The organism is Nonomuraea sp. PA05, from assembly GCF_008086045.1.
Classification (GTDB): Bacteria; Actinomycetota; Actinomycetes; order Streptosporangiales; family Streptosporangiaceae; genus Nonomuraea; species Nonomuraea monospora.
Window position 1 is genome coordinate 172,845 of sequence record NZ_VSEY01000022.1, and the last position, 11,667, is coordinate 184,511.

Consider the following 11,667-nt stretch of genomic DNA (forward strand, 5'->3'; position numbering starts at 1 on the left):
TCGCTCACGCAAGGTAAAAGAGGGGCGGTCGGGGATATGCCACACCTCTTGCTCGACTCTCCAGGTGCCCGCGTCGTGGTGGCGGGGTCGGGCACGTACGCCGCCGGCTCCCGCCTGCCGGCGGTCGGCTCGGTCGCGGACACCGTTGCCGACCTGGGCCGCTGCCTGGTGGAGCGGGCCGGCCTGGCCCCGGCGGGCCTCACCACGCTGATCGATCCGGCCGACCCGGTGGAGCTGGGAGCGGCCCTGGTCGAGGCCGCGGGGCAGGCGAGCGACGCCCTGGTGTTCCACTACGTCGGCCACGGGCTGGTGGGGGCCGACGGCGAGCTGTACCTCGCCACGTACGCGACCGTCGATCCAGGCGAGGGCATCATCCAGCACCAGGCGCTGCCGTACGCGGCGGTGCGGCAGGCGCTCGCGCGGTGCGCGGCGCCGCACGTCGTGGTGGTCCTCGACTGCTGCTTCTCCGGCCGTGCCACGCCCGGCGGGCGCGATCCGGGACGTCAGGTGCTGGACGCCACGCCGCAGGGCACGTACCTGCTGACCGCCGCCGGGCGTGACCAGGCCGCCTGGGCCCCGGCGGGGGAGCGGCACACCGCGTTCACCGGAGCCCTGCTGGAGCTGCTCACCGTCGGCGACCCCGCCGCGCCCGGCCTGCTCACCCTCGACGACGTCTACCGCTGCCTGTCGCGCACGCTTCCCGCGCGCGGCTTCGCGCCGCCGCGCCGCCAGGCCACCGACCAGGGCGACCGGCAGCCGCTCGCGCCCAACCCGGCGCGCGGCGGCGGCGCCCGGCCGGGGTTCAGCCCCTACCAGGGGCTGGCCGCCTTCGGGCCGGACGACGCCGACTACTTCTTCGGACGCACGGAGCTGACGCGGGTGCTCGTCGACCGGGTGGCGCAGCAGGTCGCCACGGGCGAGCTGCTGGTGGTGACCGGGCCCTCGGGATCGGGGAAGTCCTCGCTGCTGCGGGCTGGGCTGGTCTCCTCGCTGCGGTGCTCGCCCGGCACGGAGATCGCCGTCCTGACCCCGGGCTCCGACCCGGTGGGCACGCTGGCCGCCCGGTTCGCTGACCTGGACGGCACGCACCCGGCCGACCTGCGCGCCCGCCTGGCAGGCGATCCCGGCGCCCTCGCCGTCCTGTTCGAGCAGGCGCTGGGCGACCGGCAGGCGGTCGTCATCGTGGACCAGTTCGAGGAGGTCTTCACCGCCTGCGCCGACGAGGAGCCGCGCCGCGTCTTCATCCAGGCCCTGCACGAGCTGGCGGGCAGGGCCGCGGTCGTCATCGGCGTGCGAGCCGACTTCTTCGGCCACTGCGCCGCGCACGGACAGCTCGTTCCCGCGCTCGGGCGAGCCGTCGTCGTCGGGCCGATGACGCCCGCGCAACTGCGCCAGAGCATCGAGGGCCCCGCGCGGCAGGCCGGGCTCACCCTGCAGCCAGGCCTGATCGAGCTGATCCTGGAGGACCTCGGCCACGACCCCGGCGACACCGAGCCCCGGCCGGGCGGAGCGGCCATGCTCCCCCTGCTGTCGCACGCCCTCCTGGTCACCTGGCAGCACCGCGAGGGCAGCGTGCTGACCATGGCCGGCTACCGCGCGACCGGCGGCATCCGGCAGGCCATCGCCCGCACCGCCGACGCCACCCACGACCACCTCGACCTGCACGGACGGCAGAGCGCCCGGCTGCTGCTCACCCGCCTGGTCCGGCTCGGCGAAGGCCAGGACGACACCCGCCGCGTCCTGCCCCTGTCCGACCTGCTGCCCGCCGCGGACTCCCCGCAGCACGCCACCACGCGCGAGGTCCTCGACCGTTTCGTCCGCGCCCGGCTGCTCACCGTGCACGCCGACACCGCGCAGATCGCCCACGAGGCGCTCATCCGGGCCTGGCCCCAGCTCCGGCTCTGGATCGAGACCGACAGGACGACCCTGCTCATCCACCAGCAACTGGGGGAGGACGCCGCCGACTGGACGCGCCACGGGCGCGATCCGGCCTTCCTCTACCGCGGCACCCGGCTGTCGGCCGCCCACGAGGCCGCCACGCTGTGGCGCACCGACCCGGGGCGGTACCCCGCGCTGACGGACCACACGCGGGAGTTCCTGCGGGCCGGCCAGGGGGCCGCCACGCGCCGCGCCCTGCGGTGGCGGCTGAGCCTGATCACCCTGGTGGTGCTGCTGATCATGTCCGCGGCCGGTTTCGGCGCGACCACGTACATGGCGGCGGACGCCGCGCAGGAACGCGCGCGGGCGCTGTCGCGTCAGCTCGCGGCGCAGAGCGAGAACATCGGCGACACCGACATCGACCTGTCGCGGCGGCTCAGCACGGCGGCCTGGCACGTCGCGCCCACGGACGAGGCCCGGCTGAGCCTGCTCAAGCAGCTCCACGACCCGGAACGTGCCATCCTGCGGCAGGGCGTGGCCTTCGTCAGGTTCGACAAGGCCGGCTCCCGCCTCGTCACCAGCAACGGCGACGGCGTCCTGCGGTTCTGGGACGGGCACACGGGCGGCGCCATCCCGGTCTTCACGGGCCTGGCCGCGGAGGCGTCCCGGATGGAGATCAACGAGGACGCGTCCAGGGTGCTGACCGTGAGCCAGACAGGGGTGGCGCGGCTCTGGAACGCGGTGACCGGCGCGCCGATCGGCGCCCCCGTCGAAGGCGCCGCCGGCACTCCCTATCCCGGCTTCAGCCCGGACGGCTCGCTCCTGGCCGTCAGCGGAGGGGCCGACGCGGTGCGAGTCGTGGACACCGCGACCGGCAAGGTGTCCGTCACTCTCTCCGGGCTGGAGGACGGCACCGTCCTGGTCGCCTTCAGCCGCGACGGCTCGCGTGTGGTCACCAGCAGCGCCCGGGCCGCGCAGTTGTGGGACCTGGCCACCGGCGAGCCGATCGCGACGGTCTCCAGGGGGCGGAGCTGGCAGGCTCACTTCGACCAGTTCAACGCGGACGGCTCCCGCTGGGCGATGCTGGCGGGAGACGGCCTGTCCCTGCGGGACGGCGTCACGGGACGGGAGATCGAGACGCTCACGCCGTCCGGGGAGTTCGGATTCTCCCCCGACGGCTCCCGCCTGCTCGTGCTGGGCAAGACCGCCCAGCTCAGGGACGCAGCCACCGGCGACCTGATCGCCCAGCTCGGCAAGACCGGTTACACGGTGTTCAGCCCTGACGGGTCCCGGATGGCCACCGCCGGTCCGGGGGTCCTCAAGGTGTGGGAGACGTCCTCGGGAAAGCTGCTCGCCGCACTCCAGGGACACACCGGGCAGATCGACGACATGAAGTTCAGCCCCGACGGGTCACGGCTGGCCAGCGCGGGCAGTGACCGCACCGTGCGGTTGTGGGACGTGCGCGACGGCGAGGCCGTCGCCACCATGGCGGAGCAGGCCGGGCAGCTCCGGCAGGTCGTCTTCAGCCCCGACGGAGCCCTGCTGGCGAGCACCTACGACGACAGCGACGTGCGGTTGTCCGACGCGAAGACCGGTGAGGTCATCACCTTCCTGGCCGGTCACGAGGGCGCCGTGTACGACCTCACCTTCAGCCCGGACAGCACCCGCCTGGTCACCACCGCCGCGGACGGGACGGCGCGGATGTGGGACACGACCACCACGCGCGCGACCACGTACCAGGGGCATGAGGCGCTCGTGCACGGCGTCGCCGTCAGCCCTGACGGCGCCCGCCTGGCCACCGTCGGCTGGGACGGCACCGCGAAGCTGTGGAGCGGCGGCGGGCCGCCCGTCACGCACGAGCACGGCAAGGGCAGGCTCTACGCGGTCGCCTACGACCATGACGGTTCGCGCGTGGCCGTCAGCGGCCACTCCGGCGTCGTCGAGATCCTGGACGCCCGCACCGGCAGGACCGTCACCGAGCTGGCGGGCCACTCCGGCCCGGTCAAGGCGGCGGCCTTCCGGCCTGACGGCTCGCGGGTGGCCACCGTGGGCGACGACGGCGACGTCAGGCTCTGGAAGAGCGCGGGCGGCGCGTCCATCGCCGTCGTCCCCGGCGGCAACGGCCCCGTGCTCTCCGCCGCGTACCACCCGGACGGCTCCCGCCTGGCCACCGGCGACTACAACGGCGGGGTGAGCCTGCGCGACGGCGGCACCGGCAGGCCCGTCCTGTCGCTGCGCGGCCACATGGGCGCCGTGTACGCCGTCGCCTTCAGCCCCGACGGTTCCCGGCTGGCCAGCGGCGGCCACGACGGCATCATCCGCCTCTGGGACCCCGCCACCGGCAAGCTGGTCGTCACGCTCAAGGGCCACACCGGCCCCGTGTACGGCCTGGACTTCAGCCCCGACGGGGCCCGCCTGGCCAGCGCGGGCAAGGACGGCACGGTGAAGCTGTGGGACCTCGTCACCAGCAAGCCGATCACCGCCCTCCTCGGCCACGGCGCCCCGGTCTACTCGGTCGCCTTCACCTCCGACAGCTCCCGCCTGCTGTCGGGCGGCAAGGACGGGACGGCCCGGCTGTGGCGGCTGCGCCGTCCCGCCGATCCGTTCTCCGCCGTGTGCGAGCAGCTCGGCGAGCCCATGACCCAGCAGGAATGGACGCAGTACCTGCGGGACGAGCCGTTCGAGCAGGTCTGCCCCGATCCCCGGTAGATATCAGATGTCTGAGGACCTGATAAATTCGGGCACATGACCGTTGTCTCGCGCCCCGCCGACGACGGCCCCGTGCTGCGGGCCGTCGGCGTCGACCTCGTCCGCGACGGACGCCACCTGCTCCAGGACATCTCCCTCACCGTCAACCCCGGCGAGCACTGGGCGCTGCTCGGGGCGAACGGCGCGGGCAAGAGCACCCTGCTCAGCCTGCTCGGCGCCGTCACCCACCCCAGCCGGGGCGTGGTCGAGGTGCTCGGCCGGACGATGGGCCGGGTGGACGTGCGCGAGCTGCGCTCGTACCTGGGGCACATCAACCCCCGCCACACCCCCGACGGGCCGCTGCGCGTCCGCGACGTGGTGCTGACCGGGCTCACCAACACCGCCGCGCCCGTCCCCCGCTGGACGCCCACCGGTCAGGAGGCCGAGCGGGCCGACCGGCTCATCGCCATGCTCGGGATGAGCCACCGGGCGCGGGCCACCTGGGCCACCCTGTCGCAGGGCGAGCGCGGGCGGGCGCTCATCGCCCGCGCGCTCATGCCGCAGCCCCGGCTGCTGCTGCTCGACGAGCCGGCGACCGGGCTCGACCTGGCAGCCCGCGAGCAGTTGCTGGCCAGCATCGACGCGCTGCGCGCCAGGCACTCCGCGCTGGCCACCGTGCTGGTCACGCACCACCTGGAGGAGCTGCCCGCCACCACCACGCACGCCATGCTGCTGCGCGACGGCCGGTGCCTGGCGGGCGGGCCGGTCGGGGACGTGCTGACGAGCGAGCTGGTCAGCGCCTGCTTCGACCATCCGGTACGGCTCGTGCGCAGCGACGACGGCCGCTGGGCCGCCCGCGCGGAACGCGTTCCCGTCGCGATGCCCGACGAGCCGCCGCCCGCCCTCTCGCCTGCCCACGCACCTGCCCACGCACTGGCCCCCGCATCGGCCCCCGTGCCCGCCGCTGGGTGAGCCGGTCAGCCGCCCTGGCCCGGCTCCAGGCGGTAGATCGCCGCCAGCATGAGCGGATCCCGCAGCTCCGACAGCCCGTACAACGCGATCGACACCGCCATGTCCCCGGACGCGCCCCCGCGCGGATGCCGCTCGCGCGCCCGTCCGAGCTCCTGCCGCGCCCACGCCGTGGTGGGCCGCGTGGTGCCGCCCCCGGCCCACCACCGCAGCTCGCACTGCGCGCCCACCCGGGTGAACGTCAGCACGGCCAGCCCGATCACCGCGATCCAGTACGTCCGTTGCACGAACATCGCGACCACCTCCAGCAGCACGCACGCCAGGGTGGCCGCCCGCAGCCGCCGCAGCCACAGCAGCAGGTCGGTGACGAAGCCGGGACCGTCGGGGACGAGCATGCCGAGCCGCGTCAGGAGATCCTCCAGCTCGGTCATCGCGGGGCTGCGCCGCAGCTCCCGCTTGATCTCGTGCAGGTACGCGCCACGCCGCCCGCGGACGAACGCCAGGACCGCCCGCTCGACGGGATGCCGGGCACCCGACAGCGGCGACACCGTCCGGTGCGCGTGACCGCTGAGCGAGAGCCGGATCGTGCCGTTCCCGGCGAGCAGGGCGACGGCCAGCTCCGCGACCCGCCCCGAGCCGCCCGCCAGGCAGGCCAGCTCGTACGGAGTCAGCGGCGGCCCGTCGCGGGCCGGGACGCCGTCGTCCCAGGTGCGCCGCTCGCGCCGCAGGTCGTGGACGGTGATGGCGGTGAACAGGGCCACGATGCCCGACAGGAGCAGCAGGGCGACGTCCAAGCCCACCTCCCGGCCACGGGGACGCGGCCGGCCTGACGCGTCGGGGCCGGTCACTCGTCCTTCACCGGTGACGTTCCCCCTTCTTGACTCTCCTTGTCGCCACAGTCATGGGGTCAGGCCCGCAGCCGGGCGGACGGGGTGGCGGGCACGCGCGGCCGTCCCACCCGCGCCACGTGCAGCAGCGCGCGCGGGTCCGTCACGCCGAGGCGCCGGGCCAGCTCGCGCCGGGTCGGCTCGCAGTCGATGATCTGGCTCAGCGGGTGCGTGGTGTAGCCGAGGCCGGAAAGGGTCAGCCAGTGCCGCATCAGCAGCCGTCCCGCCTCGAACTCCTCGTCCGGCGGCCCCACGAGCACGAGCACGTCGCCGTCGTAGTCGAGCAGCCCGCGCGAGGCCCCGGCCAGCGCCCGGGGCAGGCCCAGCCGGCGCAGCGCCGGGTAGAGGGCGAGCGAGGCGCGCAGCCCGAGCGCCTCCAGCGCGGTGAGCGCCAGGGCGCGGTCGCTGAGGCCGTCGAGGAAGTAGCGGCGGTGCCGCCTGGTCAGCCGCAGCCAGGCGCGCAGCTCCCGCGTCACCTCCCGGTCGCCGAACTGGTGCAGGTCCGCGGAGTGCAGCAGGTCCGCCAGGTCACGGCAGGGCAGCCGGCGCGTCCCCTCCAGCGCGCCGGCCACCTCGTCGGGCAGCCGTCCCGGGTGGTACTCGCCGCGGTTGGCGCCACGGGCGCGCACGTCCGCCGTGGTGAACGGCGTCGCGTACGGCTCCTCCGCCCCGTACAGGTAGCCCGCCCGCAGCGGCCCCGGGTCGGGGCGGAAGGCGACGGACAGGCCCGCGTCCGCGCACACGATCAGGCAGCACTCGACGAACGCCCCCAGGCTGAGCCGCAGGTCACGCCCTGTCGGGTCGCTGATGGGCAGCGCCCTGGCCGGGTCCCAGCCGACGGCCGCCTGACCGTCGGTGTAGGTGAGCGTCCACGGCTGCGTGTTGTGCGCGCTGGGCGCGCGCCAGAAGTCGGGCTCCAGCGCCCGGAGCTGTCTCAAGCGAGATCCTTGTCGTAGAAGGTGTAGCCGTGCAGCGGCCTGCCGCCCATCGCGGTGTACTGGGCGGCCGAGCCGGGGTTGGCGCGCTCCACGTACGTGCTGCGCAGCGTGTGGTAGCCGCCGCGGCGCAGCCCCTCGTGCAACTCGCGGGAGAGCAGCCGCATGTAGCCGTGGCCCTGCTCGTCCGGGACCGTGCCCTTGATGATGAGCACGGCCTCGCGGCGGTAGCGGGAGCGGGTGGCGAGCAGCCGGAGCTGGTGGAGCAGGTGCAGGTTCCCGCGAATCCTCGCGACGAACGCGGAGATGTCGGGCAGGCACAGCACGAACGCGATCGGCCGGCCCGCCTTCGTCAGGTACAGCAGCAGCGCCTCGTCCAGCAGGTACGCCAGCCCGTCCGTCTGCTCGGCGAGCTGCTCCGCCGAGATCTCGGTGTAGTAGCCGAGCTGCGCGAAGCTCGCGTTCAGCATCTCCCGCAGGATCGGGAGCTGCTCGCGCACCCGCCGCCGGTCCCCGCGGTGCACCCGCAGCTCCTCGGCGCCGATCCGCGCGTCGTCGAAGTCGAACACCGGCTTGTCCGGCACCGGGCAGATCCAGGTGTCGGACTCGAAGCGGCGGCCGAAGCCGTACGCCTCGTAGGCGGCCGGATAGTACGGCCTGTTCCAGGCGCTGTCGATGAACCCGCGCTCCCCGAACCCCGAGGTGATCACCCCGCCCGCCTGGTTGGGCAGCAGCGACACCGGCCCGAACACCGCCTGCCTCCCGGCCGCCCGCCCGGCCGCGCAGATCGCGTCGAACAGCTCCCCGGCCGCCTCCTCCTCGAACTCCGTCAGCCCGAACAGCTGCGTGGCCCGGCCCAGCTTGGCGTCCAGCGCGGCGTCCGTGTGCAGCGTCGTCCGCGCGACCACCCGCCCGCCCCGCCGCAGCAGGAACAGCCGCACGCCGCGCCGGCGCCACCCGCGCACCGTGGCGCGCAGGGGCGGCACGAAACGGTGCTCGCCCGCGTACAGGCGGTCGGTGAAGGTGAGGAAGTCGCGCAGGTCGCGGCCGGTCTCGACGGGGATCACGCGCGCCTCACCGCCGGGCCGTCGCCCCTCTCGGTGGACAGCGGGGTGAAATGCTCGATGTGCGCCATCGGGCCGCCCTCGGCCCGCCAGATCCCGTTGCTGTACCCCTCGGGCTCGGCGTTGTAGAGCCGGATGTAGCCGCCGGTGGCGTTCCTGGTGCCGTCGGTCACCCACCGCATGAGCTTGCGGTGGTGGCGGCTGCGGGCGAAGCGCAGCAGCGCGTCGCGGTCCTCGAAGAAGGCCAGGGTGCCCAGCGTGAACGGGAACTCCCAGTAGATCTTGTGCCAGCGGTAGCCGCGCATGCGCTTCATGTCGCGCACCATCCGGAACCACGTCAGCGTGAGCGTCAGGATCGACAGCGGCCCCCGGTAACGGGTCGCCCCGACGAACATCGCCGTCGCCTGCCCCTGCGGCGGCGTCCTGCTGAAATCCTGGGTTCTCATGCGTCCTTCACCAGATAGACGTTCTTCATCTTCGTCAGCCGCGCGAACGGCCCCTCGCCGAGCGCGAACACCTTGATCCGCAGGTCGGCGGCCGTCGGGTCCTCCTTCAGCGACTCGGCGAAGTCGCGGGAGACGGCGCTCAGGTGCGCCACGACGCCCTTGCGGCAGATGTCGGCCAGCGCCTGCTCGTCCACCTCGCCGCGCACCTCCAGGTTGATCACCGGCCGGTACTCCAGGCCGGGCAGCTCCTCCAGCGACAGGCAGAAGCGGTTGATCGCGGCGGCGTACGGGTTGCCCTGGTAGAGGCCGTACTCGACGTCCTGCGGATAGAGGTTGGCCCCCATGTAGGAGATCGTCGAGTCCTTGCGGCCGAACAGGAACAGCAGCGGCAGGTTCATCCGCTCGTCGGTCCACATGGCCGCGTAGTCGTCGTCGCCCAGCGCCCGCCGCACGTCGGCCAGCGTGCGCAGCCTGGCCTCGTCGCCGACGTTGTAGCGCAGCTTGGGCTGCAGGCAACTCTTGGTGTTGAGCGTGCACAGCAGCTCGCCGTCGTCGTTCACCTCCAGGAACGTCTCCAGCGGGTTGTAGTGGAAGATCATCGGCAGTCGTTGCTCGCCCGGCCCGAGCAGGGCGTCGCGCAGCCGCTGGTCGGTGGCCAGGCGCTTGCGCAGCCGTACGCTGAAGCCGCTCTCCGCGCCCATCCCGATCGTCAGGTCGGACGCGCCGTAACCGGAGCGCACCTCCTCGAAGCGCTCCTCCAGGTAGTCGCGCAGCGCCTCCGTCATGCCCTCGCCGCCGACCATGCCCCTGATGCGGTACTCCTGCCACGGGAAGCCCGCCTCGTCGAGGCGGTCGCGCAGATGCTTGAGGAACGGCGGGTACGCTGCCACCACGTAGTCGTAGCCGGGCCCGAAGTGCGCCAGCGTGTCGGCGATCTTCTCCAGGTCGGGGCCGGTGTTCTTGACCATGGCGATGCGGGCCATGGCCGCGCCGGTCGTGGTGCCGGTCGCCCAGGCGCCCATCGAGTACGCGTTGATCACGAACAGCCGGTCGCCGGGGAAGACCAGCCCGATGTACCCGGCGGCGTTGCGGTAGATGCCCTTCAGCTCGCGCGGCCCGCGCACCCAGTTGTACGGCTTGCCGCTCGAACCGGACGACTCGTCCACGATCACGCCGGGCCGGTACAGCCTGCCCTCCTGGCAGCGGCTCGCCTCGTCGTAGGCTCCGGCGTAGTTCTGCTTCGTCGTCTCCGGGAAGTCGGCCAGCCGGCGGGCCCGCCCGGCGCCGTGCGCGTTCAGGAAGTGGCGGTAGGCGGGGACGTCCACGGCCGCGAACTGGCAGGCCACCCTGGCGTGCCTGGCCGCCACCCGGTCGAGCGCGGGGTGGTAGCCGCGGGCGACCATGCGCCAGATGGCGGGGTGCAGGGCGCCGAGGCGGTACGCGCCGGTCAGGGTCCAGGAGTAGGCCTGGAGGCGGGCCCTTCGCCAGCGTTGACGGGGGGTGAGCGGCCCTAGGACGGGGCTGAGGCGGATCATGAACGGTGAGACTAGTGGGGGCGACTGAAAGATCACTTGTCGTCCACTTTCATGGCATTCGTTCTTGCGGAACGAGACTTTCCGCAATGCCATCTAGCCTGGGTGGCGTCGAACGGATGAGAGGCAACACACGTGATCGAACTGTCATGGCCGCAGGTCAGCGCCAGGCGACTGGAGCGCGCCGGGCTCGCCGGCCCGCACGGTGGCACTGAGGGGACGGTGGCCGCCATGTGCGGCGCGCACGCCCAGGTCATGGCAGCCGCCGAGCTGTCCGTCGGGCTGCGGCTCGACGGCGTCACCCGCGTCCACGTGCGCGAGGCTCTGTGGAAGGAGCGCGGCCTGGTCAAGACGCACGGCCCGCGCGGCACCGTGCACCTGCTGCCCGCCCGCGACCTGCCGCGCTGGGTGAGCGCCCTGTCCACGCTGCCCGTCAGGCCCGCTCCGGCGTCCATGCGGATGACGGACGAGCAGACCGATCAGGTCGTGGCGGCCGTCCGCGAGGCGGTCAAGGGCGCCGAGCTGACCATGGACGAGCTGAGCGAGGCGGTCGTCGCCGCCACCGGCCCGTGGGCGGGCGACCTGGTCATGCCCGCGTTCCAGGGCTACTGGCCGCGGTGGCGGCAGGCCATGCACCTGGCCGCGCACCGGGGCGCGTTCGTCTTCGGGCCGGGTCGCGGGCGCAAGGTCACCTACACCGCCGCGCCGGACACGCTGCCCGCGACGGACGGGCCCGCCTGGCTGGTCAGGAACTACCTGTGGGCGTACGGGCCCGCCACGCCCGCCGAGTTCGCGCAGTGGGCGGGCGGCACCACCGGGTGGGCGAACGCGGCGTTCCGGGAGGTCGAGCTGGAGGAGGTCCGGCTGGAGGGGCGGCCGTGCTGGTTGCTCGCGGGCGACACCGGCATGCCCGCCGAGCCGCCCCGTGGTGTGCGGTTGCTGCCGTACTTCGACGCGTACGTGGTGGCGGGCCGCCCCCGCGAGCTGCTGTACGCCGGAGCCGCGGCCCAGCGGGCCCTCGCCGGCGGACAGGCGGGCAACTACCCGGTGCTGCTCGTGGACGGGGAGGTGGCGGGCGTGTGGCACCAGCGCCGCTCGGGCAGCCGGATCGACGTCACGGTCGAGCCGCTGTGCGACCTCACGACGGCCCGGCTGGACGAGCTCCAGCAGCAGGTGCGGCGGGTCGGCGAGGTGCTGGAGGGCCGCCCGAGCCTCACGATCGGCCCGGTCACCGTCGGACCGCATGCCTGAACGTTCCCTATCACTCC

At 73.7% G+C, this 11,667-nt stretch carries 8 protein-coding genes; 3 read left to right on the forward strand and 5 right to left on the reverse strand.

Annotated features, from left to right (window positions below):
* Positions 1-48 precede the first annotated feature (48 nt).
* The gene (locus tag FXF51_RS32195; protein WP_187414683.1) at positions 49-4,587 is read left to right on the forward strand and encodes a caspase, EACC1-associated type; all 4,539 of its coding nucleotides are present in this window, start codon (positions 49-51) and stop codon (positions 4,585-4,587) included.
* Between the two features lie 36 nt (positions 4,588-4,623).
* The gene (locus tag FXF51_RS32200; RefSeq protein WP_148438446.1) at positions 4,624-5,538 is read left to right on the forward strand and encodes an ABC transporter ATP-binding protein; all 915 of its coding nucleotides are present in this window, start codon (positions 4,624-4,626) and stop codon (positions 5,536-5,538) included.
* 5 nt (positions 5,539-5,543) lie between these two features.
* Here the strand turns inward: FXF51_RS32200 and FXF51_RS32205 are convergent, their stop codons facing one another.
* The 5 genes from FXF51_RS32205 to FXF51_RS32225 all read right to left on the reverse strand — a co-directional run bounded on the left by FXF51_RS32205 (position 5,544) and on the right by FXF51_RS32225 (position 10,402).
* Positions 5,544-6,329, reverse strand: coding sequence for a TIGR04222 domain-containing membrane protein (locus tag FXF51_RS32205; RefSeq protein ID WP_187414684.1), 786 nt, complete (start codon positions 6,327-6,329; stop codon positions 5,544-5,546).
* A gap of 113 nt (positions 6,330-6,442) precedes the next feature.
* Entirely contained in the window at positions 6,443-7,360 is a 918-nt protein-coding gene (locus tag FXF51_RS32210) for a hypothetical protein (RefSeq protein ID WP_148438448.1), read from the reverse strand.
* Positions 7,357-8,424, reverse strand: a complete 1,068-nt coding sequence (locus FXF51_RS32215) for a hypothetical protein (protein WP_148438449.1) — start codon at positions 8,422-8,424, stop codon at positions 7,357-7,359. Before FXF51_RS32215 ends, FXF51_RS32210 begins: the two co-directional genes overlap by 4 nt.
* Positions 8,421-8,867: a DUF4188 domain-containing protein gene (locus tag FXF51_RS32220; RefSeq protein ID WP_148438450.1), complete on the reverse strand. Its 447-nt coding sequence runs from the start codon at positions 8,865-8,867 to the stop codon at positions 8,421-8,423. The genes FXF51_RS32215 and FXF51_RS32220 overlap by 4 nt, the downstream gene beginning before the upstream one ends.
* Positions 8,864-10,402: a phenylacetate--CoA ligase family protein gene (locus tag FXF51_RS32225; RefSeq protein ID WP_148438451.1), complete on the reverse strand. Its 1,539-nt coding sequence runs from the start codon at positions 10,400-10,402 to the stop codon at positions 8,864-8,866. The genes FXF51_RS32220 and FXF51_RS32225 overlap by 4 nt, the downstream gene beginning before the upstream one ends.
* 132 nt (positions 10,403-10,534) lie before the next feature.
* On the opposite strand from FXF51_RS32225, the gene FXF51_RS32230 reads away from it, so the two are divergent.
* Positions 10,535-11,650 (forward strand): winged helix DNA-binding domain-containing protein, encoded by a 1,116-nt coding sequence (locus tag FXF51_RS32230; RefSeq protein ID WP_222871558.1) that lies wholly within the window; start codon positions 10,535-10,537, stop codon positions 11,648-11,650.
* Positions 11,651-11,667: the final 17 nt, after the last annotated feature.

Bases quoted from the DNA above. Each gene is read 5' to 3' on its own strand.
- FXF51_RS32200 (WP_148438446.1), top strand. From the start codon at position 4,624: ATGACCGTTGTCTCGCGCCCCGCCGACGACGGCCCCGTGCTGCGGGCC.
- FXF51_RS32220 (WP_148438450.1), bottom strand. From the start codon at position 8,867: ATGAGAACCCAGGATTTCAGCAGGACGCCGCCGCAGGGGCAGGCGACG.
- FXF51_RS32225 (WP_148438451.1), bottom strand. From the start codon at position 10,402: ATGATCCGCCTCAGCCCCGTCCTAGGGCCGCTCACCCCCCGTCAACGC.